At 46.3% G+C, this 26,972-nt stretch carries 26 protein-coding genes; 7 read left to right on the forward strand and 19 right to left on the reverse strand.

Annotated features, from left to right (window positions below; all coding sequences use genetic code 11):
* Positions 1-3: 3 nt before the first annotated feature.
* Both MHI55_RS30240 and MHI55_RS30245 read left to right on the forward strand, forming a co-directional pair.
* Complete coding sequence (locus tag MHI55_RS30240) at positions 4-924, forward strand: D-alanine--D-alanine ligase (protein ID WP_340388053.1); 921 nt, start codon at positions 4-6, stop codon at positions 922-924.
* A complete protein-coding gene (locus MHI55_RS30245) occupies positions 921-1,379 on the forward strand; it encodes a GNAT family N-acetyltransferase (protein WP_339190620.1) in 459 nt (152 codons plus the stop codon). Before MHI55_RS30240 ends, MHI55_RS30245 begins: the two co-directional genes overlap by 4 nt.
* A 129-nt stretch (positions 1,380-1,508) precedes the next feature.
* On the opposite strand, the gene MHI55_RS30250 is transcribed toward MHI55_RS30245, so the two are convergent.
* The 5 genes from MHI55_RS30250 to MHI55_RS30270 form a co-directional block, all read right to left on the reverse strand.
* Positions 1,509-2,294: a glucose 1-dehydrogenase gene (locus MHI55_RS30250; protein ID WP_076251972.1), complete on the reverse strand. Its 786-nt coding sequence runs from the start codon at positions 2,292-2,294 to the stop codon at positions 1,509-1,511.
* Between the two features lie 143 nt (positions 2,295-2,437).
* A complete protein-coding gene (locus tag MHI55_RS30255; RefSeq protein ID WP_339190617.1) occupies positions 2,438-3,901 on the reverse strand; it encodes a GNAT family N-acetyltransferase in 1,464 nt (487 codons plus the stop codon).
* A gap of 244 nt (positions 3,902-4,145) precedes the next feature.
* Positions 4,146-5,654: a copper amine oxidase N-terminal domain-containing protein gene (locus MHI55_RS30260; protein WP_339190615.1), complete on the reverse strand. Its 1,509-nt coding sequence runs from the start codon at positions 5,652-5,654 to the stop codon at positions 4,146-4,148.
* A 208-nt stretch (positions 5,655-5,862) separates the two neighbouring features.
* Positions 5,863-5,991, reverse strand: a complete 129-nt coding sequence (locus MHI55_RS30265; protein ID WP_017691584.1) for a hypothetical protein — start codon at positions 5,989-5,991, stop codon at positions 5,863-5,865.
* A 136-nt stretch (positions 5,992-6,127) separates the two neighbouring features.
* Positions 6,128-6,595, reverse strand: coding sequence for a YfbM family protein (locus MHI55_RS30270; protein ID WP_339190613.1), 468 nt, complete (start codon positions 6,593-6,595; stop codon positions 6,128-6,130).
* 96 nt (positions 6,596-6,691) lie between these two features.
* On the opposite strand from MHI55_RS30270, the gene MHI55_RS30275 reads away from it, so the two are divergent.
* Together MHI55_RS30275 and MHI55_RS30280 are read left to right on the forward strand one after the other, a co-directional pair.
* Positions 6,692-7,156 carry a DUF4385 domain-containing protein gene (locus MHI55_RS30275; protein WP_340388055.1) on the forward strand — a complete coding sequence of 155 codons (465 nt, stop codon included), beginning with the start codon at positions 6,692-6,694 and terminating at the stop codon, positions 7,154-7,156.
* Between the two features lie 104 nt (positions 7,157-7,260).
* Complete coding sequence (locus MHI55_RS30280; protein ID WP_340388057.1) at positions 7,261-8,568, forward strand: VWA domain-containing protein; 1,308 nt, start codon at positions 7,261-7,263, stop codon at positions 8,566-8,568.
* 22 nt (positions 8,569-8,590) lie between these two features.
* Here the strand turns inward: MHI55_RS30280 and MHI55_RS30285 are convergent, their stop codons facing one another.
* A complete protein-coding gene (locus MHI55_RS30285; RefSeq protein ID WP_340388059.1) occupies positions 8,591-9,406 on the reverse strand; it encodes an SDR family oxidoreductase in 816 nt (271 codons plus the stop codon).
* 249 nt (positions 9,407-9,655) lie between these two features.
* Here MHI55_RS30285 and MHI55_RS30290 point away from each other — a divergent pair, with 249 nt between their 5' ends.
* Positions 9,656-10,315, forward strand: a complete 660-nt coding sequence (locus tag MHI55_RS30290; RefSeq protein WP_340388061.1) for a TetR/AcrR family transcriptional regulator — start codon at positions 9,656-9,658, stop codon at positions 10,313-10,315.
* Between the two features lie 131 nt (positions 10,316-10,446).
* Here the strand turns inward: MHI55_RS30290 and MHI55_RS30295 are convergent, their stop codons facing one another.
* From MHI55_RS30295 to MHI55_RS30315, 5 genes are all read right to left on the reverse strand, one after another.
* The gene (locus tag MHI55_RS30295) at positions 10,447-11,508 is read right to left on the reverse strand and encodes an LLM class flavin-dependent oxidoreductase (protein ID WP_017691578.1); all 1,062 of its coding nucleotides are present in this window, start codon (positions 11,506-11,508) and stop codon (positions 10,447-10,449) included.
* A 155-nt stretch (positions 11,509-11,663) separates the two neighbouring features.
* On the reverse strand, positions 11,664-11,825 hold the full coding sequence (locus MHI55_RS30300; RefSeq protein WP_340388063.1) for a hypothetical protein: 162 nt from the start codon (positions 11,823-11,825) through the stop codon (positions 11,664-11,666).
* Positions 11,822-12,079 carry a hypothetical protein gene (locus MHI55_RS30305; RefSeq protein ID WP_047840923.1) on the reverse strand — a complete coding sequence of 86 codons (258 nt, stop codon included), beginning with the start codon at positions 12,077-12,079 and terminating at the stop codon, positions 11,822-11,824. The genes MHI55_RS30300 and MHI55_RS30305 overlap by 4 nt, the downstream gene beginning before the upstream one ends.
* Before the next feature lie 109 nt (positions 12,080-12,188).
* Positions 12,189-13,001: a class I SAM-dependent methyltransferase gene (locus tag MHI55_RS30310; protein WP_340388065.1), complete on the reverse strand. Its 813-nt coding sequence runs from the start codon at positions 12,999-13,001 to the stop codon at positions 12,189-12,191.
* A gap of 148 nt (positions 13,002-13,149) precedes the next feature.
* Complete coding sequence (locus MHI55_RS30315) at positions 13,150-13,491, reverse strand: zinc ribbon domain-containing protein YjdM (RefSeq protein ID WP_169482263.1); 342 nt, start codon at positions 13,489-13,491, stop codon at positions 13,150-13,152.
* A gap of 235 nt (positions 13,492-13,726) precedes the next feature.
* On the opposite strand from MHI55_RS30315, the gene MHI55_RS30320 reads away from it, so the two are divergent.
* The gene (locus tag MHI55_RS30320) at positions 13,727-14,878 is read left to right on the forward strand and encodes a VanZ family protein (RefSeq protein ID WP_340388067.1); all 1,152 of its coding nucleotides are present in this window, start codon (positions 13,727-13,729) and stop codon (positions 14,876-14,878) included.
* A 160-nt stretch (positions 14,879-15,038) separates the two neighbouring features.
* Here the strand turns inward: MHI55_RS30320 and MHI55_RS30325 are convergent, their stop codons facing one another.
* The 7 genes from MHI55_RS30325 to MHI55_RS30355 form a co-directional block, all read right to left on the reverse strand.
* Positions 15,039-16,496, reverse strand: a complete 1,458-nt coding sequence (locus MHI55_RS30325) for a carboxylesterase/lipase family protein (RefSeq protein WP_340388069.1) — start codon at positions 16,494-16,496, stop codon at positions 15,039-15,041.
* Between the two features lie 280 nt (positions 16,497-16,776).
* Positions 16,777-17,871 carry a metallophosphoesterase gene (locus tag MHI55_RS30330; protein ID WP_340388071.1) on the reverse strand — a complete coding sequence of 365 codons (1,095 nt, stop codon included), beginning with the start codon at positions 17,869-17,871 and terminating at the stop codon, positions 16,777-16,779.
* The gene (locus MHI55_RS30335) at positions 17,871-18,209 is read right to left on the reverse strand and encodes a multidrug efflux SMR transporter (protein ID WP_083684565.1); all 339 of its coding nucleotides are present in this window, start codon (positions 18,207-18,209) and stop codon (positions 17,871-17,873) included. The genes MHI55_RS30330 and MHI55_RS30335 overlap by 1 nt, the downstream gene beginning before the upstream one ends.
* Positions 18,206-18,976, reverse strand: a complete 771-nt coding sequence (locus MHI55_RS30340; RefSeq protein WP_340388073.1) for an HAD family hydrolase — start codon at positions 18,974-18,976, stop codon at positions 18,206-18,208. The genes MHI55_RS30335 and MHI55_RS30340 overlap by 4 nt, the downstream gene beginning before the upstream one ends.
* Before the next feature lie 95 nt (positions 18,977-19,071).
* Positions 19,072-20,445 carry an ABC transporter substrate-binding protein gene (locus MHI55_RS30345; RefSeq protein ID WP_192135348.1) on the reverse strand — a complete coding sequence of 458 codons (1,374 nt, stop codon included), beginning with the start codon at positions 20,443-20,445 and terminating at the stop codon, positions 19,072-19,074.
* A gap of 37 nt (positions 20,446-20,482) precedes the next feature.
* A complete protein-coding gene (locus MHI55_RS30350; protein ID WP_223199815.1) occupies positions 20,483-21,328 on the reverse strand; it encodes a carbohydrate ABC transporter permease in 846 nt (281 codons plus the stop codon).
* 59 nt (positions 21,329-21,387) lie between these two features.
* Complete coding sequence (locus MHI55_RS30355) at positions 21,388-22,263, reverse strand: sugar ABC transporter permease (protein ID WP_340388075.1); 876 nt, start codon at positions 22,261-22,263, stop codon at positions 21,388-21,390.
* Positions 22,264-22,461: 198 nt separating this feature from the next.
* Here MHI55_RS30355 and MHI55_RS30360 point away from each other — a divergent pair, with 198 nt between their 5' ends.
* Positions 22,462-23,034, forward strand: coding sequence for a transcriptional regulator (locus MHI55_RS30360; RefSeq protein WP_340388077.1), 573 nt, complete (start codon positions 22,462-22,464; stop codon positions 23,032-23,034).
* Between the two features lie 226 nt (positions 23,035-23,260).
* Here MHI55_RS30360 and MHI55_RS30365 read toward each other — a convergent pair whose 3' ends face one another.
* The gene (locus MHI55_RS30365; RefSeq protein WP_340388079.1) at positions 23,261-26,869 is read right to left on the reverse strand and encodes an S-layer homology domain-containing protein; all 3,609 of its coding nucleotides are present in this window, start codon (positions 26,867-26,869) and stop codon (positions 23,261-23,263) included.
* Between the last annotated feature and the right edge of the window lie 103 nt (positions 26,870-26,972).

The raw sequence follows: 26,972 nt of genomic DNA on the forward strand, positions 1-26,972 counted from the left end.
CACATGAAAGTTGGCGTGATTATGGGCGGTACATCTTCAGAGCGGGATATTTCACTGCTCACCGGACAGGAGATGATTGCAAACCTGAATAAAGACAAATACGAGGTTGTACCCATTGAGCTGAATACCAAGCGCGATCTAATCGACAAGTCAGTGGGGATCGATGTGGCACTGCTTGCCCTGCATGGCAAATACGGCGAAGACGGTACGGTTCAGGGCACGTTGGAATCTCTGGGTATTTCCTACACAGGTTGTGGCGTGCTGGCGAGCAGTGTATGCATGGATAAAGACATGTCCAAACAACTCATGCAGCATGCAGGTGTGCTTACAGGAGAGTGGCTACGAGTGAGTCATATTGAGGAACTGTCCTCAACTGCTGTTCAACAATTAACGTACCCTGTGGTGGTCAAACCCAATTCAGGAGGTTCCAGCATCGGTACCCAAGTGGTGAAGGAAGCTTCCGCCCTGGCCGCTGCTGTAGAGGCTGCCCTCGCCTGGGATGATACGGTCATGATTGAACAGTATATCGAAGGTGAAGAAATTACCTGTGCCATTCTGGATGGTAAGATGCTGCCGGTGATCTCCATTCGTTCGAACGCGGAGTTTTTCGATTATTCTTCCAAATATGATGACCACGGGGCCGATGAGCAGGTTGTGCAATTGCCTTTAGACCTTCACAATCGCGTTGAAGCCGCGGCCTTGGCCTGTTATCAGGTGCTCAAATGCAGCGTCTACGCGCGCGTGGATATGATGATTCGGGAAGGCATGCCTTATGTGCTTGAAGTGAACACGCTGCCGGGTCTTACCCGTAACAGTCTGCTGCCCAAAAGTGCAGCCGCTGCAGGCATTTCTTTTGCAGAGCTGCTGGATACCATTATTGAACTTTCGTTGAAGGAAAGACCCAAGGAGGATACAACATTATGAGCCTGGATGTGACGATTAGACATAGCTCCACTACCGATCTGCAAGATATGGTCATTCTGATGGACCAACTTGGTTATCCCACCACGTACGCCGAGATGGAAGAGCGCTATACCCATATCTCATCGGACGCAAACTTTACTACACTCGTTGCTGAAGCACGAGGCCGCGTAGTTGGACTGATCGGATTACAGACTTCTTATATGTATGAAAAAAACGGAAGACACTGCCGCATCTTGGCATTGGTTGTACACGACCAGTTCAGGGGCTCAGGCATCGGCCGTCAGCTCATTCTTGAAGCCGAACAATGGGCAGCCACGCATAACGTGGATTCCTTGTCTCTGAACAGTGGCAATCGCCCAGAACGTGAAGCTGCACATGAATTCTATCGTCAGATGGGCTTTACAGCCGGGAGTACCGGGTTTAGCAAAAAGCCGCAAATTCTACAGCACACTTAACCTGCCGGATACGGGATACGCCCCCTTAAATATCACACCAAAAAGAACGCCCCATCCGCACATTGGCGAAAAAGGGCGTTCTTCGGTATATATCTATGTCGCATCGATGTGCTGTTGATGATTATGGGATCAATATTTGGCTGACTGCGCACCATCAATCGGAATAATGGCTCCATTGATAAATGGTGCTTCGCCGGACAGCAAGAAGGCAACGAGACGCCCTACTTCCTTCGGTTCACCCAAGCGCTTCGCCGGGTTGTCCTTCACGAACTCTTTGGATGCTGACTCCCAGTCATTCGGATTGATCTGTTTGAACGAGCCGATAACCATATCTGTCAGAATGGCTCCGGGTGCAATTGCATTAACGCTGATCCCATGCTCGGCGTATTCAATCGCTGCATCTTTGGTCATGCCGGCTACGGCATGTTTGCTCGCTCCGTAGGCAACCAGGTTTGGCACGGCGCGAATCCCTCCAACAGAGGACGCGTTCACGATGTAGCCTTCGCCCTGTTTTTTCATCACAGGTAGAACGTGCTTCAACCCGAAAAATACACCCTTCAGATTGATATCGATAACTTTATTGAACATCTCCGTCTCGTAGTTCTCGATCAGGTTTTGCTTGCCTTCAATGCCTGCATTGTTGAAAAATGCATCGATACGCCCAAATTCATTAACCGTATCACTAACATACTTTTTTACAGCTTCTTCATCCGATACGTCACCTTCGATTAACAGAAACTCGGCATGCTGTACCTCTTCCGAGATCACACGCTTGGTCTCTTCCAGCGCCTTCATGTTCACATCCACTAGGGCAAGCTTCGCCCCTTCACGTGCAACTTCCACAGCAGCTGATCGTCCAAGACCGGAGCCACCGCCTGTAATCAGTACCACTTTACCCGCAAATCGTTCAGTCATAATCCATAGACCTCCCTTTGCTGTTTTGACATCCTCCATACGTAAATACCCATTTCTTCATTTGCTCTAATCTAAGAGGGAACAGTTACAGCCATCATCTCAACCGGATTAGTATGCTTCCGTATGGGCCCTGCCATTCGTCCTCAGGACTTCATAGCCTCATAGGTTGCAAGTAATTTCTCTACTTCTACTCCGTTGATCTTCATCCCGTTCACTTGACACTGTTCCAACTGTACTCCAGATAGATCGCAATCGATAAAACGACTTCCCCCAAGATCACAATGCGCCCACTGCATGGGTACACGGTCAGATCCAAGATGTGTGTCCTGGAATTGAACGCCATCCAAAGCACAAAATTCAATCTTGCTATCAGTTAGGCGTAAATCAGCTAGCAATATATTGGTCATATTTAAATTGGTAAATTTGCTTCCACCCAGGTTGCAGTCGGTAATCCGACTATTGGTCAGATTACTGGTGCTGTAACGGACTGAGTCCAGATTAGCTTGAACATATTCAACCACCGACTCACCCGAGTCCTTGGCTAATGTCTCATCACATGTTGGATCAAAAGAATCAACGGACATGTTCTTCTCATATACAAACTCATCCTCAGATGCATAGATACAAACATATCCCATTTTTTCGTAAAAATGATGATTATCCAATTGCCGACCTGAGGTCTCCAGCTTCCAGGTTTCAATCTGCGGAAATTCAGCCTCAATAAGCCTCATGACTTGAGTTCCAACGCCACGTCCCTGGCATACGGGGTCAATATAGATCTTATCGATCCTGGCATGTTTTCGTCCAAGCACGTTAACACTCACTCCGCCAATAGCGCATCCATCTGATTCTACAACATAATAATCCCATTCACGGATCACGTAACGATGCATGCGAACTGACGAATAATCAGGCGGGCATAGATTGTTATCGATATCCTTCTCATTATCCGCCCAGACTTTTATGACATGATCAAAAGCACGAGTGCAAATCTCTGTAAGTACAACAGCATCTTCCTGCTGTGCTCGTCGTAAGCGAATTTCAGAATGTACCTGCTTCGGTTGCACTGGTTCGGTCTTTACTTTGAGCAGTTCAAAATAATCGTAGCACTCCTTGTCCATAAGCATTCTGCGAGAGATATAACGAAAACCCGCATGCTCAAGAACTTTGCGTGACGGCTGATTGAAGGGCTTCACAATGCCCACAATTCGATCCAGCAAGGTATGCTCAAATAAATATGCTGTTAGGGCATGCACCGCCTCTGTGATATATCCTTTATTCCGGTAATCCCGGGAGATGGCGTAGGCCACTTCACGGTCATCCCGATCCAGCAGTTCATTTGGAAATACGCCACACCAACCAATGATACGCTGATCTTTATTGTGTACAACAGCAAGCAGGATGCGTACATCTTCCGGGTTAAACTGTTCGTAACTGCCAACGACAAATTGTAAAAATTCACGCAACTGCTCCTCGGTCATCTTCCAATCTGGCAGGACATCTGTGATTTCAGGTTGTTGGGTTAATGCATACACGGCAGCCTGATCTTCAAGCGTAAATGGACGCAACGTAACGGAGTTTGAATGGATGAATAATTGACTTTTCATATACAACACCTCTGGGGATTTATTTAGGATGAAACGACAAAGAGGAGCACCTCCAATAGAGGCACTCCCCGATCCGTTTCATCATTTCAGAAACGCCGAAGCTCCTCGTAATGGGTCAAAAGGAGACACGTATCCCGTTCATGGTCAAACGGAATTTTTGCGGTGTTCTTTTCACGATCATTACGAGAAATCTGGCATACTCTGAAATCCCCTCTCATACTAAGGATTACTTATAACGTCTCACTTAAGGACGGTCAATGTAAATCCAGCCTGTTTCTTGTTCCTTATCTACAGTAGCTCCAAGGGATTCAGCCATAAAGCGCAGCGGCACATACGTCTTGCCGTCTTTGCCTACATAAGCGGATTCCACCATGGTTACTTCTTTACCAGCAACGGTTGCCTTCTTGGAACCTACGGTCAGGACAATCTCATCACCAGTGATGTCGTCAATGACAACGATTTGGTTCGAGCCTTTGGTCCATTTCACTTCAGCATCCAATTCTTCAGACACGTAGCGAAGCGGTACAAATGTTGTGTTCTTAACAGTGATCGCCCCAGCGTATTCATCATCCGGGAAGAGCACTACACTTTTACTCGTGATCCCAGCCTCATCTTTCAGCAATTGGTATGCGAGTGAACTGGAATCAAAATTGCGCAGCATCTGTCCAGGCGTAATATCATCCTTCATCAGATCCATAACGCCGCCCGATACATCCACTTCATCAACTGCAACCGTTCCACCGATATTCCACTGTTCACTATCTCCACTTACCGTTACAGAGTTTACCGGCAGATCCTCAGAAGCAGGCAGTGCTACTTTCAGTTCAAAGTTTTGCTTGCGAATATCCAGCTTGCTGTCGAGATAAAAGTCCAATTTCAGTTTGGTTTCTGTGCCAAAGACCGTTTTGAATTCAGGAGTCTCATTCAACAGGTTGTTCAGCTCCTGATCATAATTGACCAGCATACTGTCCAGTCCTACTTTGATGATGGCATACAGAGACGCAACGGCTTCATCTTTCGATTCAGGAACGATCGAATTCAGCGTGTCGTCTCCCCCACCTTCTACCTCATTCACTGCTTCCAGTACAGGGTAGAACACATCGTACAGATCGCCAATCAAATCTTTCAGTCCTTGCTCATCCTTCGAAATACTCGTCAGGAACGGTTTAACCATGGCAAGCATCTCTTCACCACTAACTTCCAGATGCAGCTTGGAGAGGCTAAGTGCTTCGCCATTCACGGATTCCTGTACCGGTGTTACGGAGATGTTCTTCGGATTGGACAGATGCTTCAGGACAAAAGAGAACAGTTTCGGGGAAATTTCCTCGAGTTGTTTCTCCAGAGCCTTCGTATCTACCATCGGAAGCGCCTGTGCATCCTGGAACGTATCCAGAGACATGTACAGCGGTTTCTGGGCTCCGTCCAGATCAATGACCAATTGGGACTCATTCATGGACACGTGGAAAGGTAACTTCGTTCCCTCCATGCTCAGTGTACCTTTGATCGATGCTGTCTTCGCATCTTTCATTTTGGCTTGATCAATATCCAGGGAAATGGAATTAATTAGTTCGATCATTTCAAGGTCTTTCTCTGTAGCAAATTCCTTAGCCGGTTCTATGTTTATATTCATGGATTGTCTGGATTCACCGGACTTGATACTCGCGCCATTGGCCATTGCTTTGCCAACGTCTACTCCACCCACAGCCTGACATCCTGTAAGAACAACCATTAAAAGTACTAGTGGCACTGCCATCCATTGGACTAACTTCCGATTCGTAATATGAACTCCTCCTTAGAAAAATATGGTTCATTTCCATTATGAAGGTATAGGTAATTCTTGTAAACGGATACGCAAAAAAATAAACCAAAAGGCCGGAACATGTCCGACCTCTGGTCTATCTATATTTCAACATATCGTATGTTTCGATAAAACATCCTGCTTCATTGTGCAATGCTGGGAGTTATTCTTGCTCCTGATCTTCTGCGAGTTTCTCATCCGTTTCTTCATCTTCCGCAGTTGCGGGAGTCTCGAATTGATCCGGCTCGTCCTCTTGAATCGCTTTGTTCTCTTCGTTCTGATCCTGTGTCATATCGCATTCCCTCTCTTCTACCGGATTGTCATGTCATCAAGGCCTGAGCCTTGTGTCTATCAATAACCCGAATAGGCGTAGTTCAAACCTGCCTCAGTGTCAGCCAACCATTTTCCATCTTAATTTCAATGCTCACTTAGAAAACATAAAAGATGATCCCGTTCCCACTTGCAGCCGTGGCCTGAAATAAGGCCTGGACATCATCCACAGTCTGAACGATCTCCTGAAATGTCTCTTCCGCGTCCCAATCTTCCATGACAGGATAGACGCCTTCAGCGATCATATGGTCAAGGCTATACCGCTCCTTTAATTCTTCCGGTGTGAGCTGTTCCAGTGCCATGTAGGCTTCCAGCACCTGCTCGTTACTAAGCAAAAACAGATCCATATCCGAATAGTTTCCCACGTATTGCTCACCTGCGAGAGGCACAACATATCCCAGGGGCGGCTCCCCTTCTACCAAGTTACCGTTCAGCGTGAACTGCAGCATTTGCCATGTTTTATCGATATCCAGATCCACTGCACAATCATGCACACTAACCTCACCTGACTTGATGGATTCAACTAGCTCCTCAGTTACCACAAGATATCTGCCGGACATTCCCATACCGCTACCCCTCCTGTGTAATTGATTCTGTTGTTCCCCATTAACCGTGCTTGATGTAAAAGAATCGGGGTAATCCCTATCAAGGAGGGCGTACACATGAAAAAATTTGATTACAGCCTCAATTATGAAGAGCTTGATCTGCGCAAACATCCTGAGCTGTACACCGTAGGCCGGGGAGAGCAGGGTGTTCTGATGGTAGAGCCGTACAAAGGCGAGATTCTGCCACACTGGCGGTTCAAAACACCCGAGATTGCGACAGAGTCATCGGAGAAGATCTATGAGCTATTTTTGGAGTATAAGAAAAAGGGAGATTTTGTGGGTATGGATATGGCTCGCAAATTTCTCCAGATGGGTTATACACGGGCTAGACGGTATACGAATCACAAAGGAGGACGCAAATACTCAAAAAAGGATGGCTCAATCTTGCCCTATCAGAATGATAAGGTGAAGGCAGAAGCCGCGGCCATATTCAAAGCGCAATGGGAGATCGTCAAGACCGATCCGGACTATGTGAGGATGAAGAAGGAACATCGTGAAAAGTACGAGTCTGATGAGGCGTAGGATCAACGGTGAAAAGATTGACTTATGGAAACATTTGTCTCAGAATCGATCTTGTTACTGTACATTTTCAACCATTATATTGGAGAAGAGAGGCGCATCCCATTATGACAGATTCGTTCATCCACTTAAACACAGGCCAGAATATCAGTATCAACGAATTCGCCCAACTTCAGGTAACCATTCAATGTACATCATCTCCTTCTCCCTTGGATGTTAGCTGCTTTATGGTGAATGAAGAGGGGAAAGTCCCATCTGACGACTATTTTGTATTTTATAATCAGAATGCCGATCCCCATCAAAGTGTGCTCCTGCAACAGGCAGAGGAACTGAAATCCTCTTTTGTACTGGATACAAATCAATTACGGCAGGCCCCTGTGGAAAAATGTGTGTTTACGGCTACTCTGGATGCGGGAGGCACATTCGCCGATGTTCAGGCATGTCAGGCGATTGTACAAGCGGGTTCCCAGCAGATCACCTATGAGATCACACAGGTCACTGCGGAAACAGCACTTATTCTCATTGAAATCTATAAGTATCGTGACGGGTTCAAAGTTCGGGCGATTGGGCGAGGTTTCTTTGGTGGATTGCAGCCGCTGGCAGAGTCCTTCGGTGTTGAAATTGAGAGTAACGACACCTCGGAAGCCGAACAAGTTCTTCTCACGGCACAAGCTGAAGTAGCAGCGGCCTCTCCAGAAGTCTTGGCACCTGTTGCTGCACCAAACACGATTCATCCGCCGCTTAACCTGACCAAGATCGATCTCCTCAAGCGTAAAGTAACCCTGTCTCTGCAAAAGAAAAAGATCGAACCTATACAGGCACGTGTTGCCGTTGTGTTTGACGCATCAGGTTCCATGTACCATCTGTATCGCAAAGGCATCGTGCAAGAAGCCTTCGAACGTATTCTGGCGATTGCATCAGCTTTTGATGATAACGGAGAGCTGGACGTCTGGTTCTTCGCCAAAGACTTCTTGCGTGCACCTAGCGTCACCGCCAGGGATTTCGAGAATTATATTGAACGCACATATACGCTGGGAAGCAAAGGCGGTACCAATAACGAACCTCCTGTGATGCAGGATGTCATTCGCAAATACACGATCGAGGAACCCGATGTGAAGATGCCAACGTATATTATCTTTTTTAGCGATGGCGGAGTCAGTCAAAAAGGGAAAATCATGCGGCTTATTACCGAAAGTTCAACCAAAAACCTGTTCTGGCAATTTGTTGGCCTAGGCCAAGCCAATTACGGTATTCTCGAGAAACTTGATGACATGACTGGACGTTTCATCGATAATGCTGATTTTTTTGCTCTCGACGACATCTCCAAGATCAGCGATGAAGAATTGTACGATCGTCTCCTCACTGAATTTCCAGGTTGGATAAAGGAGGCTCGGGCCAAAGGCATTTTGGCCTAAAGCTTTTACCCTATACCCCTAATCAGGCTTGTACTTTTTCTGGTTTAACACCCTCGGAACGTGGACGGAGCATACTTCCTACGATTCGCAACATGGACTTGCGTGGTATGAGGCGGGTGAACTGTGCTGTCCAATAATTCCTGGCCCCCGGCACAGCATAAGGTTTGCCTGACTCGAGTGCACTCATGGCCACCGCCACGACATGCTCAGGGGTATCACGTTTACCCACCGAGGCTTCCTCAGCACCCACTACATCAAAGAACGAAGTCTCGGTTGAACCTGGGCATAGTGCCAAAAACTGAACGCCACGCTTCCTGTTTTCTTCGTATAATGCCTCTGTAAAAGAAAGTACAAATGCCTTTGTCGCTCCATACACAGCCATATAAGGATCAGGTTGAAAGGCAGCCGTCGACGATACATTAATGACAGCACCATTTTTCTTCTGTAACATGCCTGGCAAGAAAAGATGCGTCATGTTTGTCAAGGCGAGCACGTTCAACATAATCTCCTCCTGTTGCCGGGAACCATCCAGTTGTTCAAAACATCCATGGGTAGCAAATCCCGCATTGTTGATCAGCATATCGATGTGTATTCCCCGATTCTGACATTCCTCATATACGTTCTGAGGTGCCTCTACTTCGGAAAGATCCGATACGATTACCTCAGCCCTTACTTGATATGTACGTTCTATGCGTTCTGCCAATTGATTCAGTTTGGATTCTGTTCTAGCCACCAGCACGATATTTTTACCCTTAGAAGCCATCTCGAGTGCAAAAATTTCCCCAATACCTGAAGAAGCACCTGTAATAAGTACCCATTGATGCTGTTCCTTTATCATCTCTCATCCATCCTCTGTGTATAATTTAAACACTTGTTTTCATTAGGAAACATTGTTTCTGTATAGAATCATCGTAACCAAAACCCATGACGCTGTCAAATGCATTTGTTAAATTTGAATCTAGAACGGGGTGCTTACTTACTAAACTCGGATTAAATTGACGTTATCCGGCGTAAAACAGTAGAATGACCTTAAGAAAAGGAAACGTAGTTTCTGTTCAACAACAATACGGTTACGAGGATGAAATCAATGAAGGATCTTAATTCGGGTTCTACGGAATCTGCACATACGGTAACAACCTTTCAGGAAGCCAGACTGCAGCACTCGGATAATCTGCGGCAAAATATTGTGCATGCTGCTGCTGCTTTACTGCAAGAGCATGGACCAGAAGCCGTCACAGTACGCCGTGTAGCTGAACGCATGGAGTGCTCCACCAAAATCATATATAATCTCTTCGGCAAAAAAGAAGGGTTAGCCAAACATCTGTATTTAGAGGGATGCTCCCTCATGGCCCAGCGTTTTGAAGCTATGCCCCGGCAGGCATCGTTCGAACAATATTTCCGTGATCTGGCCCACGTCTATTGGGACTTCGGCATTTCTCAATCCAGCTTCTATCAGCTGATGTTTGGAGGATCTTTTTCCGAATTCAAACCAGATGGAGAGACCTTACAGGGAACAGCAACTGCACTGAAACAAGTGTCTGCCTTGGTTGAGGTAGCGATTGAACAGGGAATGCTTCAGGTGCAAGATCCCCTGCTTGCGGTTCGGATGATCTGGGCTCCCTTACACGGTGTTATTCATCTGTATTTGGGAGGCCATATTGAGAGCGAAGAAGCTGCCAAAACCCTCTATGATCATACGTTGTCCATGGTTATACGCTCCCTTGTGAGTACATCTGCGAATGGGTAAGCATTAAACCTGTGCTGTTTTAGATACTTTTAGAAGATAAACGAAAAAGGAGCAGCCCCATTGGCGTAATACGCCTAGGGCATGCTCCTTTATTTGGTTGACTCATCTAGTTCCGTAACGGTTTCAGTCGATTAACGTGCCTCTTCGTTCTCAGCTTCCCAACGTGCAATTTCTTTACGCACGATTGGAGCGACTTCTTTACCAAGCAGTTCGATCGCTCTCATGACCTCGTTGTGCGGCATGGTTCCGAGTGGGGTGTGTAACATGAAGCGTGTAATCCCAACTTCTTTGCGTAGGTAAATAATTTTCTGAGCTACGGTATCCACATCACCTACATACAATGCACCTTCCAGGCTGCGCGCCGCATCAAATGTCGCACGGCTGTAGTGTCCCCATCCACGTTCACGACCCAGTATGTTCATGACCGCTTGCGCTGGCGGGAAGAACTTCTCCACGGCTTCGTCTGTTGTATCGGCAATGAAGCCGTGAGAGTGAGAAGCAACGGTCAGCTTGGAAGCATCATGTCCTGCATGTGCAGCTGCTTTCTTGTACAGCTCCACCAGTGGTGCGAATTGCACCGGACGGCCACCGATAATGGCAAGCACCAATGGCAAACCGAGCAATCCTGCACGAACGACGGATTCCTGATTACCACCACTGCCAATCCATACCGGAAGTTTCTCCTGTACCGGGCGCGGGTAGATGCCCAGATTGTTAAAGGAAGGGCGGTGTTTGCCTTCCCAGGTTACTTTTTCCGAATCACGCAGTTTGAGCAGCAAATCGAGTTTCTCGTCGAATAACTCATCGTAGTCGTTCAGATCATAGCCAAACAGTGGGAACGATTCGATAAATGATCCCCGCCCTGCCATAATCTCTGCACGCCCGTTCGAAATGCCGTCCAGTGTCGCAAAATCCTGATAGACCCGTACCGGATCATGCGATGACAGCACGGTTACCGCACTCGTCAAGCGAATATTCTTGGTCTGTGAAGCTGCGGCCGCCAGAATGACAGCTGGTGATGAAGCGGCGTAGTCGGCACGATGATGCTCCCCCACGCCGTATACATCCAGACCTACCTGATCTGCCAAAACAATCTCTTCAACAACATCCCGAATACGCTGCGCATGACTGATAAGTTCTCCTGTTTTTACATCCGGATTCGTCTCCACAAATGTACTAATTCCGATTTCCATTGTCTGTTCCTCCCTGGTATGAAGCGATCCGTTATTCATCTTACCTATTGTAAGTAGATCACCTTTTGTTATGTATCTTAATATTGAACTATTTTGATGAAAAACACAAGTACCCCCTGTTTCCAGAGGGCACATTTATGTTTATTTTCTATAGATTACAGCTTATCTATACTTAGTTCCATCAGGTTGGCATTAATTACAACACCGGTCTGTTTCATAAAATTAAATCCCAGAATTCCGTCAATCTCCAAACCACAATCCATATTTCCTATTTCAACTTGAAATTCATTAATCGTTGTTCCATCTGAAATTTTCATCGAGGACCTCTCATGCCAACATATCGTTCTCTTGCCACAACTTCTGGACGTGAAGTGTGAAAAAAGCAGTATTCCCGTCTGGGATCTTCCTGATGCAATTCACCATAACGTTTTAGTGCCTTTGTAGAATCATCAAATGAATCAATCACTGCCATCTCTTCAATGTAACGCTGGCCTTCTCTAGAATGCGCCTTGGTTGCCTCAAAAACGACCCACTCATTAGGGAATCGCTCCTGAACTTCCTTCCATTGCATAGTGACACCTCCAGACCATTAGATAGAGATATTATATCATGTGGAAACAGTATTCCACGGGCTGAAATTCTAAAATACATAGATTTTTAGAGCATTGCCTGTAAGTCTATTATTTCTTCCTCCCGATGTACAGCAAATGAGACGAGATTCCCAATATGGAAGGGTCTTTGGCGGCTTCAATCATATATTGCATGAGTTCATCATACTCGCCACGCTCTTTCCAGTATTGCTGCTGCTCGTCCGTAAGCATCGCTCTAAGGCTAGATGAACCAATTAAATCAACGGTTTCAAATCCATGTTGCTCCATGAAGGGTGTAACGTCCTGAATATTAAAATAGTATGCTCCCGTAAATCGTCCTTGATCCTGATGATCGAATATACCCTTTTCCACAAAAGAACGGATGGCTGCCATGTTATCATTCGGCTTCCAATGCTGCGGGGATTGCAGCGAATTGATACTCATGCGCATTCGGCTTTGCATGGCTACAAACACCACGCCCCCTCGCTTGGTCACACGGTACAGCTCCCGTACAGCAGCCGTGCGCTCTTCGTCTGTCTGCAGATGGTATAACGGCCCCAGCATGAGGGACGCATCGCACGTCTCGTCAGCCATACCGGAGAGCGAAGTCGCATCGAGAACATGGAATCCATCGAATTGTTGTGTCAAACCAAACTCCTGAGCCTTTTGCCGCGCAGTATCCACGGAGGAAGGTGTCAGATCCGATAAAGTGACCTTGTACCCCAGCTTCGCAAGCTCCATGGCATACTTTCCTGGCCCTGCGCCATTATCCAGAATACAACCAGTAGCGGGGAGATGTTCCCTGATGTAATGCATGTTAATGATGAATTCAATTGGTTCCCGCTCCAGTCTGCCCCACTCATCAAACCCGGAATAATATTCAATAATATGATCTCTCTTCAACGCTCTGACACCTGCCTTTTCTTATATGTAGACTACTCATCCATGTTCAAAAAAATTAAATTCCAACCAGTATATATCTACTAAATATTTCCTGTCAAACAAAAAACGTTCAATTCCCATTGAATGCGGAACTGAACGTTTCTCGATCTTATATCTTTTTCACAAACTCAGACTTCAACTTCATTGCACCCAAGCTGTCGATCTTGCAATCAATATCATGATCCCCATCAATCAGGCGGATATTCTTCACCTTCGTGCCCTGTTTGACCACGAGCGAGCTACCTTTTACCTTCAGATCTTTAATGACGGTAACGGTATCGCCATCACTTAGCACATTTCCGTTGGCATCACGGATTACTTTTGCATCCTCTGCATTCTCATTGTCTGCTTCCAAAGACCATTCATGCGCGCACTCCGGGCAAACCAACAGGTTACCATCCTCGTACGTGTACTCTGAATTACATTTGGGGCAGTTAGGCAAATTAGACATATGTATTAAACTCTCCATTCTACGATTGGCATTCCCGCAAGTATACGGGATTTCGACGGTATATTCCATACGCTTGGTCACTGCATGGATGGATTTAAACCAAATTTAAGGTTCATGCATCCCTCACTTTAAGGGTAACTACTTATGATGTAACTAATAGATACGCACTACACATACATGAATTTTAATGTCTCTATGAATGTTATTATATTTAATACCAAAGGAGTTCCTGCTCATGTCCTCATATGTTTTCCCTGTGCAAATGGCTTTTTTGATCTTTGTTGTTGCGGCCATGTTCTTGCTGGTTCCGTGGTTGATCTATGGGTATCGTAAAGACGGTTTCTTCAGCTGGTCACGGTTTGGCATCAGCTTTTCATTTATCTTTTATATTCTGGCCGCCTATTGCCTCGTCATTCTCCCGTTTCCAACTACGCGAGATACCTGTGCGCAGCAAGCCGCTGACACGATCTACTACAATCTGGTTCCATTCACTTTTGTCAAAGACATCATGAAGGAAACACCCATTGTATGGACCCAGCCTTCCAGCTATCTCAGCATGATTCAGGGCAGAGCCTTTCTGCAAGTTCTATTTAACGTCCTGCTTCTCATGCCGCTGGGTGTATATATCCGTTATTTTTTTCAAAAGAGATCATTCTGGAAGTACGCCCTGCTTGGTGGATTAGGGCTTTCCTTATTCTTCGAGATCACTCAAATCACCGGATTCTACGGGTATTATAATTGTCCTTACCGCCTCTTCGATGTAGATGATCTGTTATTGAATACTTCGGGAGCAGTCATTGGATTCTTCACAGCGCCCATCCTGCTTGCTTTATTCCCATCACGTGCAAGCATTCAGGCGAAGAGTGAACAGATCGTGGAGCAAAACCGAGTGTATACTATGCCTCAATTGCTCGCGTTAATTATTGATGGAGTCGTTGTTGTCTTCCTTTCGAATCTGATATCAATCTTCACAGCATCTGATGTGATCAGTGATGCGCTAAGTACATCCATTGCTATGGTCATTGTACTGTTCTTCATACCTTGGGTGCGAAATGGGGTAACTCCAGGCTCGGCCATCTTGCGATTCCGCTATGTGAATCGTCAGACCGGCACACCTACCAGTGAATCGTTATTCAAAAGATTTGCCGCACTCTATGTTCCATGGCTGCTCGTTACGATCATTCGCTTGGTCAACGATTATGCTTTTTCAGGTCATCAGGATGTTATGCTTCAGCCTTATCAAATGTGGATCTCCTTGGGGACATTCGGTATCTATATGTTAGTCTACGCCGTACTCTTTGTTCATGTCTTGATCGTACTCTTCTCCCGTGGAAAACGTTCCTTCTACTTCGATGAGGTGTCCCGCACACGTGCCTCTCGTAAATAATGTTTGGAGTATAACGGCACAATGTACCTCTTCAGTGCTTACGTTCTGCTTATTATTCAGCCGGATTACAAAAAGAGGACGTTCATTATGAGATGAACGTCCTCTTTTGATCGGGCGCATAGCAGTTATTCAGAGTATCCATTCAAATAATCAGCCTGGATTATAACCCTAACAGCTCTCGCTTGGCTGCATCCGGATCATGTATGACCTCAATCTCATGGTTGAAGATTAGTGTCGCACGATCCTGCTCATATTCAGGCCAGTTCACACCTGCAACTTCAGGTTGGCCATTCTTGGCAAAGGAAATCCAGGCATCCTGTACCTTGAGGGCAAGTGCCGCCGCGGCTTCATCCGGCTCTGCATTCATGAATTTGAGGACATGCAGTGTATTAAACACAAAGAACATTTCGATGCTGTGAATCGCTCTTTTTAACAAGGGATGTTCCGGCATCACCCAATCAAATCGATACATCCACACCGGGGCATACTTCTGCTGTGCCGCAGCATATTGCAGCGCTGACCGCCAGAAGAACATATCGGTCATGACTTGGGCTTGTCCATCTGCCGTTTTTGGATAATTATCCGCGATGGCTACCCGGTTCTCCAGATCTGGCGTCATAAAGTCTACGCCCTGAACCATATCGATTTCTTTTGAAAAAGGTACATGTGGCTGGATAAACAGTGCACCCTCGTGTAATGTCGTACCAATCAGCACCGGAATATCCTGCGCTGAGCCTTCACTCACTGCCTGAAGTGGCATCTGTGGTAGTGTATTCCCATCCAACACAGGTTGGAACAACATTGCCATGCCTGCACCGCTCTGCTGTTTGACCGTTTCACCCGCTGCAATAATCTGCTCTACAGGAATTGTATTTAACTTCTGCAGGTTGTCCCGGTCCACCCCAAGAATCTTTAACATCCCTTCCCGCAACGCTGAAGCTTGCTCTGCCGGCATGAACTGGGATGCACCGCTCTCCATAATGGCACGTTGGAACAGTCCTTTGGCCGCTGGCATCGCCATCAGTGCTGCAATACTCATGCTACCTGCTGATTCGCCGAACACCGTAACTTGATCCGGGTTACCACCAAAAGCAGAGATATTATCCTTCACCCACTGTAATGCCGCAACCTGATCCAGCAGACCTGCATTGGATACATATGAATCACCTAATGGAGCCATATGCAGGAATCCCAAAGGTCCTAATCGGTAGTTGATCGTCACAACGATGACGTCCCCCCGAACCGCTAACTGTGTACCATCATACATTGGCTGGCTACCTGAACCTGTTACAAAGGAACCACCGTGAATCCATACCATGACCGGCAGTGGTGTTGCTCTTTTTCCCTTAGGTGCCCAGATGTTCAGATATAAACTATCTTCTGACTCATTCGGAATTTCTGTCTGGCCTTCTGGTTGATGATTTCGTGGTTGTATATTCTCAGGTCCAAATTGAGTGGCCTGTCTGATTCCATCCCATGACTCGGGCTGTACCGGAGCCTTGAAACGCAGCTCACCTACCGGAGGTTTCGCATAGGGAATGCCTTTCCATACGCTTGCATCGTGCAAAAGTTCGCCTTGAACGGTACCATATGTCGTTTGAACTTGAAGTTCTCTCATGCCACTTCTACTTCCTCTCCGTAAATAGGTTAAATTAACGAGTATGTGCATATCATGTGTACTTATTTGAGTATAGTTTGTAATCATACCCATTTACAACTTTACCCAACTCTAGCCTCCCCTGCTACGTTTCACGTGGAACTTTATGGGGTGGATGATCTGATACATATCTTTAAGATGAACACCAAAAAGGCCACCCATTAAGCAATGTCATCAAGTTTAACTTGTCTTAATGGCATTGACCCTTAGAGTAACCCTTTCCTTTTTACCATCCAAATAACTACCCTTCTACAGGATAACTTACCGTAAACTCAGCACCCTCAATCCATTCGCTCGTAACAAAGTTCCGCCCCTTTACAACCACTCGATCCTTATAAACCTCCACATGAAGACCTTCGCTGCCCTCCAGATGTTCATCCTGATCCGTCCATAGATAACCTACAGACGACGCATTGAACATGGTTGGCATGTGGCCTGCACCATCGTACATCGTATGCTGTGCTTCCAGTTGCCAATGGGTATGACCGGAGAAGAGAATCACTTGCGGGTAATTGGCCAGAACGGCCTTGAGTTCCGCATCCTGATTCACACCATACCAGCCTTGTTCCTTCATCGATCCTGCTACCGTATCCATAAGCGGCTGGTGTAAGAAAAGGAAGATGGGATGATCTAGTGTTGCACGCTCAGACAATTTCGCATCCAGCCACTCCAATTGTTCGGCCGACATATCACAATCCTTCGGATGAGGTTGCTCGGTGCCCAGGAAAATATAATGATACCCATCAATCCAGTGATCGTGATAAGAGCCCTTCATGCCGGTTGTCCCTTCAAAATCACTTAATCGACGCAGCCATAACCCTGCGACTGTAATGGGGTCCACTCCTGAAGAGATCGGTCCCCCATCTTGGCCCTCCTGCTCAGAAGTTACAGCAGACAACGTATAGGTCCCGCCGGATAGTTTCTCAATTAGTGCAGCTGATTCAGCAGCGGTTTGTTTTGTGACCAGTTCCATATCTGCTTCCTGCTCCAACAACTCGGCTACTTCACCTTCTTTCATCTCAAGCAAAACGATCGGCGGATCTTGCCATACCACGGCTCCAATATCATGGTTACCTACCGTGTACCGGATGTCCGGCAAACTCTCCGCATGCTGCTTCCATATGCGTTGCAACTCACGATATTCGCTCGGCAGCCCCCGATCCGTCACATCGCCCACATGCATAATCCCACTGCTCCCCTGACTAAATGTAGCTATGTCGGCTAATGCTTGGTCCAGATGCCGGTTATGAATATGGTCTGCCTCATCTCGCACATGTGTGTCCGTAATGACCTGGAAGCTAACAATAGGTTGCTCCGGTGTATGTTCATTTCCCATCAAGAATCACTCCATTTCAGTCCAATAATGCCAATCAGAATAAAACCGATCCAGACCATCGACGTGAGCCGCAGACGTTCACCAAAAAAGTAATGCCCCACGACGCCAATAAGCGTAATGCCCACGCCAGACCAGATCGCATAGGCCACAGCCAGCGGCATATACTTCACTGCAAAGTTGAGAAAGGTAAAGCTTGCTCCATAACAGACAAACATCAACACCGAAGGCCATAACCGCGAGAATCCATCCGATACTTTCAGCAAGATGGTAGCGCTCAGCTCCAGCCCGATGGCCAGTGCCAACAGTACCCAGCCCAAGTAGGCGTGACTGTTTGTCATCGATTCAGCCCACCATTCAGCAATTCATGGAAGGATTGAATCGTTCTATCCGCCAAGCGGATTTTTCCCGGTTCTCCAATGCCCATCCTGTACCCCGCACCAGCGGTTCGTGCCATCTCCATGTCTCCGTCCGTATCTCCAATGACCACGGTATACTGCACGGATACACCCAACCGTTCACAGGCAAGCAGTAGCATATCGGGAAAAGGTTTGCCCCGCTCCACCAGATCTGTACCAATCACCACGTCAAAAAAGGAATCCAGTCCCATCCACTGTAAATGTTTAATTGCACTGGGTGTATCATCTGCCGTCACGACACCCATAGCGACACCTTCGCTACGGCACTGTTCAAGGAATTCTTGAACTCCCGGTAACGGACGTGCCGGACGATGCTGCTCCATCTCTTCCTCCGCTCGCGCCAAACACTCCCGGACTATAATCTTGGATTCCGCCCAGCTGAGACCCGCACGATATCCATGCCACGTCAGCACGGCATACACTTCATCCATCGTGCCCATCGCAAGCGGACCCCGCACATCATACCCATTCATTCGGCCTTGATCATCGTGGAATGTACCCCAGATCTGTGGGAATTCATCTGTGTCGATACGGAGTCCTCTAGTCGCTAACTGTTTTCTGAAGTCATTCAACACACAATCGGTCCAGAATCCCCACATTCCCGTAAAATCAAGCAATGTCCCGTCCTTGTCAAACAAAACCGCTTCAATCGGATTCGGTAATCCGTCCACATACGTCTCATCTTGCATTGGTTAAACTCCTTGTCTGCGATCTTGTATGAACGGAAAGGACGGTACAGCATGTACCGCCCTTATCGCGTGAGTCAATTGCCTGTATACGTTTCTTATTTCGTTACCCGATCCAGTTCCTTCTGTGCTTTCTCTTTCGCTTCCTTCAGCGCTTGTTCCGCTGGCATATTATTGATCTGTACCTGATCAGCTGCATCTTTTAAAGCATCATTGATCTTGCCACCCGTTGGATCCTGGAAGGGAGCCGAAGCGTGAGCTGCCTGTTGCAGTGGTACGGTGATCTGTGGATTTTCCTCACTGAATTTCATGAACTCTGGATCTTGTTGGGCCGATTGACGTACTGCGATATATCCGGTGTTCATGGACCATGAAGCTGTGTTCGAAGTTTCAGAGAAATACGTAAGCCATTTATAAGCTGCCTGCTGTTGCTCTGGACTCGCTGCTGACGGAATACCTGCCGAAATGGCACTTGCTACCGGTTTTCCTTCACCAATACCTTCCCAGCCTGGTTGTTGCATCGCAGCGACTACGCTAAAGTCCAAGTCGCCTTGGTCACCACTAGATCCGGTATAACCTGCTGCTTTATTTTTCATCACATCATCAATCGTTTTGTACCAGTACTCCCAGCCCTGACCTCCATAATGAATGCCCATAATCTTGTCTTCGTTAATCCATTTACGGAACAAGTCCCATGTCTCGATCCATTCCGGAGAGTCGATCATAACGGTTTTGCCATCGTCGCTAAGAATCTGTCCGCCCTTACCCAGCACGGCATCAATCATATTGTCTCTACCCCACATCGGTTCCCAACCGTAGAAGGTGGTCTTGCCATTTTCTTGTTTGCTCATCTTCGCAGCCGCCTCAGCCAGCTTCTCCCATGTCGTCAGAGTTGCTGGGTCGATTCCGTTCTCCTTGAACGTATCCATACGGTAATACATGATCTGAGTTGTACCATACATTGGCAAAAAGTATTGCTTTCCATCCACCTGTCCCTGGTTCAGGAATGTCTGAATGAAATCGTCTTTCTTAAAATTCGGATCAGCTGCAATCATCTCATCCATGGGTGCATAATATCCTTTGCGTGCCCAGTCTATATTGGAGCTGAGTACAGCGGCTGGAACCTTCTTGGAAGCAATTGCTGCTTGCAGCTTCTGTTCCGTTTCCGTGTAATCTGCTTGTACAATCCCTTTTACAACGACTTCGTTCTGGGAGGCGTTGAACGCATCAATCGTCTTTTTCATGTTATCGCCCAGATTACCACCCAGACCATACCAGAACTCAATCTCCACCGGATCTTTCGCCTGAGCTTCGGTTCCACTGGCAGCAGCCGTCGTGCCTGATTCTGCGGGTGCTTGTGTTCCACAAGCGGTCAGCAGTGCAAAGCTGGTCGCAAGTACCAGCGACATGCCACCCTTCCAGTTCAACCTCAATCTCTTTTTCCATGTCATGCTTGCCTGACTCCAATTCATTGTTGTTCCTCCCGTTTTAGGTGAATGGTAGTGCATATCAGTTCTTGTTAACACCAGCCGTAATATTCACGCTCTGCATGATCGTCTTCTGGGTGAACAGGAAGAGAATAAGTAGAGGTGCGATGGTGAAGGCACTCGCAGCCATAATCTGTGGCCAAGCAAGTCCATATGCCCCGCCTTCTACAAAGAAGCTACGCAAACCCGCCGATACCAGCTGTAAATCAGGGTCTTTGGTGATGAGCATAGGCCAGAAATAGTTGTTGTACTGTTCAATAAACGTAATCAGCACCATCACGGCGAAGCTTGAGCGAACAAGCGGCGTAATAATCGTCCAGAGAATCCGGAAGTGGGATGCACCATCCAGTTGTCCGGCTTCCACCAATTCATGAGATACCTGCATGAACGCCTGCCGGATCAGGAAGATCGAGAACACGCTGACACAGTTGGATACAATCAAGCCTGTGTAGGAATCCAGCAGGTTAAGTTCGCTAAGTACCAAGTAACTAGGCAGATACACAGCCGTACTCGGTATCATATAACCCACCAGAATCAGGGATGTCAGTACACCTTTGAGACGGAATTTCATATGTGTCAGGGCGTACGCCATCATACTGGAGTTGACGATCTGAAATAAACAGATGGCTAAGGCTACCCCGGTACTGTTCAGGATGTAACGGGCAAATGGTGCCGCATTCCAGGCATCCACATAGTTGCTCCACAGGAACGTCTCCGGCCAGAAGGTCGGCGGAAACTGCCAGATCTCATCATTGGTTTTGAACCCGCTAATGACCATCCAATAGAAGGGAAAGGCTGTACCCAGCGCGATAATGGCTAACAGAAGGTAGCGGATTAATTTACTTATTTTAAAATTCGGTTGTGACACGTTCTGCAACTCCTTGCGCTTCATCCATTTAGACTTTTTGTTGGGCAATGTCATTGTCATTAGTAGTGCACCAGACGTCTGCCAAGCAGGAAGGATACTCCCGACAGCAACACGCAGATCAGAATGATCACAACGGCGATGGACGAAGCTTCACCTACGTTAAAGGATTCGAATGCAGACTGGTAATACATGTACAGCAACGTTCTCGTTGATCCCGCCGGTCCACCCTGCGTCATGACATTGATCTGGTCATAGGCTTGCAAGAACTGGATTGTAAGAATAATCGAGAGAAAAAATGTTGTTGGTGAGATCAGCGGCAATGTGATACTTCTGAACTTATCCCAACCGTTTGCACCATCGATTGAAGCTGCTTCGAGCAGATCGGAAGGTAGATTTCGTAGCGCAACGAGATAAAATACCATTGCCCACCCAATCGACTTCCAGAGCGTGACGATCAGAACAGCAACCAATGCCCAGTCCGCGTCACGCAACCAGCCGATCGGAGATACGCCTACCCAGCCCAGCATCAGATTAGCGAGTCCCACTTCGGGCTCAAAGATCCAGGACCACGCAATGGACACCGCAACTGTCGGGGTGACCCAAGGTGAGAACAGTAACGTCCGGAAGATGCCGGATGATTTGATCTTGCTATTCATGAGCATCGCAAGTGCCAATCCGCCCACAATAGTTGGGATTACACTCCCCAGTCCGAATAACAAGGTGACTTTCAATGATCGATAGAATTCAGAGTTTGTCAGCAGATAACTGTAATTGTCCAAACCAACGAACAACTTGTCCGGGCTCATGAAGTCCCAATCGGTGAAACTGAGATAAACGATATATCCCAGAGGTCCCAGCCAGAAGATCAGCAATGGGATTAGAGCTGGCAGCGTGAATAGTACCGCCTCAGACTCCCTCCATAGTTTTAAACGCAAATCCCCCACTCCTTACTGTCCAATTTTTCTTTAATGATTGGGAATTTTTGAGTATAATCAGCTTTATATTTATTCTGTACAAAATTGATTGTACACTCGTATTGAAAATTCTAATTCCGGCTTATGTTAAAATTGGAGCAAGTCATGTAAAATATGAGGCAGCTAGTGGGAACGCTATCATAAACCAGAGGTGACATTGTGGGAAAAGAAACCGCCGGGAACCCGAATCATTCTTCGTTACCTGATCGGCATGCGCTGAGGGAGAGAGTCATTGCGGCCATCGCCAATACGATGGATCTATATGGGGTTAATCATACGTTTGGCAAATTATACGGCATCATGTATTTTGAGGATCGACCGATGACACTTGAAGAGATGAAAAACTCGATGAATATGAGCAAGAGCAACATGAGCTATGCGGTTCGTTCGCTTACAGAATCACAGATGATCTATAAACTGGAGGAAAAGAAGGAGCGCCAGGATCAATATCTGGCTGAGACCGACTTCTATCGTACGTTCCAGAATTTCTTCGGGGCCAAGCTCCAACGGGAAGTAGATGTCATGTTAGAAGGCATTCATGAGGTCATTCCTGACCTGTCGGCAATGATCCTTTCGGAACATACCTCGTCCAAAGATCGAGAGGATGCACTGCGTGATCTGCACAAACTCCAACATGCGGAGCAATACTACGTCTGGTTACAAGGATTCGTGGATCAGTTGCGGGATGGTAAGTTTTACGAGAATGCTGCACACACGCCCGATAAAGAGTAGTACAACTGAGTGAACAGAATAACTAATGGGTGATCAAGCGCTAACCAACCTAGACCAATGTTAAGTCACACTAAAGCGCAAAAAGGAGCTGTTCCTAGCCAATGTATGGCTTTTGGAACAGCTCTTTTTTTATTCTATCTATTGTATTGTCATATCCTATCCGTCATTAGGGGTTCTCTTTTCCATATGCTACTGCATTAATGACCCCTTTTTTCTTTTAAAAGTATTACTTTTGCGCTGCGGCTTCGATATCTGCATATGCCCAGTGTGTTGCTGGTACATCACTGAACGTTAGCGTAACTGCGCCAGTTAGGGGTGTCCGGTTGAACAGTACGTTCAACACTTTCACCGCTTCCGCACGTGTCAGCTTGCTATCCGGTTTGAATGTACCATCGTTGTATCCAACCATCAGGCCAGCCGATTGCACGTATGCAATCGCATCTGCTGCCCACAGGTCTGCGGATACATCTGTGAAGGACACTGCTGTACCATTCACTGTTGTATTACTCGCTTGTTGCTGCATCCAGCGATAAGCAATGGTAGCCATCTGTGCACGGGTGATCGAACCTTTCGGTGCAAATTGGGTGTTACTCATGCCGTTCATGATGCCAGCGGATTGCGCTTTTTGAATCTCACTTGTTGCCCAGTGTGTTGCAGATACATCCTTGTAGCTCACGCTATTCACGGAACCTGCTGCCGCTTCAGTTGGAAGATTGCGAGCTAGCATGGCTGCCATCTGTGCACGTGTTACGAATGCATCCGGGCGGAAATCCGCACCAAATCCTTGGATGTACGGTTGATGTGTACTTTGTGAAGCTTTCAGTCCATCCACAACAACGAGGGTGAACGTACTGAATTTTGTTACGGTAAATTCGATGCCTTCGCTATTATCCGCGAGTTGCACCAGTTTGCCTTGAATCAATTCTTTTGTGCCGTCACTGTGTTCGATATAGATCGCCAGGTTGTCCAATGCTTGCTGACGAGCAGCCGGATCGGTTGGCAGACTATCACGCAGTGGCAACGTGAGTGTCACTTCACGGCTCTGCATATTCGTGTCGATCTCTACCGGACGAGCCAGTACACGCACATTCGTATTCGGAGCAACTTGTTGAATCAACTGTTCTTTCTTCGCACGTTCTTCGACTTCTTTGCGCTCCGATTCCTTTTTCAGTGGAACCACACGGAAGTACAAGTCTTGATCAAATCCGGCGATGGAATTCGTTGGAACGGAAATCACTACATTTTCAGTGGAAATCTCCAGCTTAAGTGAACCATCTTTCAATTCTTTCACCGCTGCTTTAGGCAGTTCAATACGTGTCTCGGACACGGAATCTTTGGTATCTGGGATGACAATGCGTGCGGTGTTCATGTTCAATTGTTTCGCTTTTCCCACCGATTCCTTGGCAATGGCTTCGGTCATTTTCACCAGATCTTTGATCGTGCCGTTGGTTTCGGTTGTACGTGTGATCGGTGTTTTGGTCAGGTTGGTGCCGTTTGTTCCATTAACATCAACCACGATCTGCTCTTGTTTCGTTGTTGGAGCAGGTGTAGACGTTACTGGCGTAGTCGTAGATGATCCGCCACCACCACCTGTGTTTCCACCCGGGTTAGGCGTTGGAGTATTGCCATTATCTGTGCTGCTATCACCATTCTGTGTAAAGACAAACTTCACAGCGCGGCCTGGCAGTTCATCGCTGATTGCTTTGTAACGAACCCATACCGTTTTGTTGCCGCTAAGGTCCATTTTTTGAATGAAGGCAACATCAATCCAGTGCAACTTATTGTCGAAGGAAATCTCCATCGTGTTATCCAAGCCCGTTAGGGTGTTATTGATGTCATTGCCCTTCACGTTAGGAGCCGTAAAGAATCGGTTAAATACATATTGCAGATTCCCAACATCCTCATAGCTGTCTTGTTCATTTAGGACCCATTCAGCCAATTCCTTCTGGGCTTCAGGACTAAGTTCTGCTCTTTTGGATAAATCAAGAGCGCCTCTAAGATTAAATTTGTATTTGCTGAAGAATGCTTCACCTTTAATCTGATCTTTCATTGCTTTATCAAGCCATTGATCCATTCGCGGTATAGAGGTAGCTTGCTCAAATGAATCGATAGGCATAGAGAGGAGATTCAGGACAATATCAGGCTCAACAATATCCCCTTTAGACACTCCTTCCAACCTTTCGAATGCAACTAGATGCAAGTAATTGAATGTCAGTACACCTTTATCTACTTTGCTACGTTCCAAATGTTGTTGTCCAAGGCTGCGTAACATATATGTCTGTTGGTCATTAAAGTGATTAGGTCCATTTACTAATTGCTGAGCGAGCAGATCCAGCTTATTCCTAAGAACACTGAGTTCCCTCTGCTCCCAAACAGATTGTGCCAATACACCAAGTTCAATCATATATTGGACCTGTTCTTTGTTTTTGTAATCTTTATTTACATATTCAATCAAGAATCCCGCAATGAAATCTCTAACTTGCAAAGACAAAGCACCATATCCGTTAGGAAGAGTGATACCCAGATCTGGATCTTCCATAGCCATTCGCATAGCCGCTATATTACTGTTGCTCTTTGCAGTATTTAAGACACTCAATGGATCGCTTTCGTTATCATCCGGGAAAAATTTATTAAATGCAGTCTGAATTTCCTCAAAACTTGCATATCCACCAAGGGGTCTCTCACTAAGCATATGGTCTGCCAATTGTTCTTGCTCTTCGGAGGTAAGATCATTCAATTTGCTAACATCCAAAGGGAATTTTCCAAGTGGTTTTTCTTGGTTTTCTTCTTTGGAATTATACGATTCAATATCTTCTTGAATTTCTAACATATTTATTAACTTGTTCACCATCTCTTCTACTGTTGTTACCTTGTTAATAAAAGGGGTGTCTTCCAATGCAGATTTTGTATAATCGAGTATTTGTGAAATATCAAGATTTCTGGTGAGTTTACCCTCATATCTGAAAGCTGCCATACGTCTTTCAATTTCAGAGGAATCAAGATAATAGTGGATACGTTCATAGTACTCATTATCTTCTTCCTGGTTATGAAATTGTAGCTGTAGTCTCTCTGCTTGTTTATTAAAAAATGCATCAAGGACTTCTCTGGAGTCAAGTCCACCAATTTCTCGAGGAAGATTCCGAGCTTGCAAGGCTAATTGCACTACATATTGGACTTGTTCCTTACTCTCATATCTACTAGATGCTGGTGGGCTTGACTCCTTTAACATGTACTCTGCAATCTCATATTGCTCATCCTCAGACAACGATTCAAAATCGGGATCAGCTAAGAAGTCTTTGTTACTAAACAGCTCCATTACTTCTGGTATAAAATCGGTGTAATTATCCAAAACTTTTCTCTCTTTAACATCGTTGAATTGCTCCAACGGACTCAGCAGTGTATTCGGATTGAATGATTTCATCTGATAGGAGGCTTCCATATCATCTTGATCTACAACCATCACATTATAATAGAGCGTTTCGCTGGTATCTAAACCTTGAAATATTTTGAAGAACGTATCGTCATTAGATGTTGAACCCAACACCCAATCCTCATCTCCATACTCTAGATTGTCCCTGATCTCTGTCATGTTGTTCAGATTAGAAGTATTCGAAACAAAGACCTGATATTTTAGGTTACGAGTTTCAGTGGTGTCAGAGAAACCAGCGCCCCAACGCACCTCTATGTTATTATCATCAGTAAGCTTGACAGTAATTAATCCATTTTTGCCTGGCACAGGGCTTGAGCCACCTGCACTAACCTTCCCTGCTGGTGCCAACCATGGAGCTATTAACACCATAATGAGCATCAAACTAATTATTTTCCTGTAATTCATGTACTTGATCCTCCCCATCTCATGTTTTTTACATATAAATTCAATCCATCTGATACGTAAGGCCTATTGTAGTGCACTGCGATAAACAGAATCTAAACAAAAA

This window comes from Paenibacillus sp. FSL E2-0151, from assembly GCF_037993015.1.
GTDB lineage: Bacteria > Bacillota > Bacilli > Paenibacillales > Paenibacillaceae > Paenibacillus > Paenibacillus amylolyticus.

Excerpts from the sequence above, each read along its gene's own strand:
- MHI55_RS30240 (WP_340388053.1), top strand. The coding sequence starts at position 4 with ATGAAAGTTGGCGTGATTATGGGCGGTACATCTTCAGAGCGGGATATT.
- MHI55_RS30335 (WP_083684565.1), bottom strand. The coding sequence starts at position 18,209 with ATGACAAACAGTCACGCCTACTTGGGCTGGGTACTGTTGGCACTGGCC.
- MHI55_RS30290 (WP_340388061.1), top strand. The coding sequence starts at position 9,656 with ATGAAGGATCTTAATTCGGGTTCTACGGAATCTGCACATACGGTAACA.
- MHI55_RS30280 (WP_340388057.1), top strand. The coding sequence starts at position 7,261 with ATGACAGATTCGTTCATCCACTTAAACACAGGCCAGAATATCAGTATC.
- MHI55_RS30340 (WP_340388073.1), bottom strand. The coding sequence starts at position 18,976 with ATGCAAGATGAGACGTATGTGGACGGATTACCGAATCCGATTGAAGCG.
- MHI55_RS30275 (WP_340388055.1), top strand. The coding sequence starts at position 6,692 with ATGAAAAAATTTGATTACAGCCTCAATTATGAAGAGCTTGATCTGCGC.
- MHI55_RS30330 (WP_340388071.1), bottom strand. The coding sequence starts at position 17,871 with ATGGGAAATGAACATACACCGGAGCAACCTATTGTTAGCTTCCAGGTC.
- MHI55_RS30255 (WP_339190617.1), bottom strand. The coding sequence starts at position 3,901 with ATGAAAAGTCAATTATTCATCCATTCAAACTCCGTTACGTTGCGTCCA.
- MHI55_RS30300 (WP_340388063.1), bottom strand. The coding sequence starts at position 11,825 with ATGAAAATTTCAGATGGAACAACGATTAATGAATTTCAAGTTGAAATA.
- MHI55_RS30265 (WP_017691584.1), bottom strand. The coding sequence starts at position 5,991 with ATGACACAGGATCAGAACGAAGAGAACAAAGCGATTCAAGAGGACGAG.
- MHI55_RS30325 (WP_340388069.1), bottom strand. The coding sequence starts at position 16,496 with ATGAGAGAACTTCAAGTTCAAACGACATATGGTACCGTTCAAGGCGAA.
- MHI55_RS30260 (WP_339190615.1), bottom strand. The coding sequence starts at position 5,654 with ATGGCAGTGCCACTAGTACTTTTAATGGTTGTTCTTACAGGATGTCAG.
- MHI55_RS30295 (WP_017691578.1), bottom strand. The coding sequence starts at position 11,508 with ATGGAAATCGGAATTAGTACATTTGTGGAGACGAATCCGGATGTAAAA.
- MHI55_RS30365 (WP_340388079.1), bottom strand. The coding sequence starts at position 26,869 with ATGAATTACAGGAAAATAATTAGTTTGATGCTCATTATGGTGTTAATA.
- MHI55_RS30315 (WP_169482263.1), bottom strand. The coding sequence starts at position 13,491 with ATGTCTAATTTGCCTAACTGCCCCAAATGTAATTCAGAGTACACGTAC.
- MHI55_RS30250 (WP_076251972.1), bottom strand. The coding sequence starts at position 2,294 with ATGACTGAACGATTTGCGGGTAAAGTGGTACTGATTACAGGCGGTGGC.
- MHI55_RS30285 (WP_340388059.1), bottom strand. The coding sequence starts at position 9,406 with ATGATAAAGGAACAGCATCAATGGGTACTTATTACAGGTGCTTCTTCA.
- MHI55_RS30305 (WP_047840923.1), bottom strand. The coding sequence starts at position 12,079 with ATGCAATGGAAGGAAGTTCAGGAGCGATTCCCTAATGAGTGGGTCGTT.
- MHI55_RS30320 (WP_340388067.1), top strand. The coding sequence starts at position 13,727 with ATGTCCTCATATGTTTTCCCTGTGCAAATGGCTTTTTTGATCTTTGTT.
- MHI55_RS30245 (WP_339190620.1), top strand. The coding sequence starts at position 921 with ATGAGCCTGGATGTGACGATTAGACATAGCTCCACTACCGATCTGCAA.
- MHI55_RS30270 (WP_339190613.1), bottom strand. The coding sequence starts at position 6,595 with ATGGGAATGTCCGGCAGATATCTTGTGGTAACTGAGGAGCTAGTTGAA.
- MHI55_RS30345 (WP_192135348.1), bottom strand. The coding sequence starts at position 20,445 with ATGAATTGGAGTCAGGCAAGCATGACATGGAAAAAGAGATTGAGGTTG.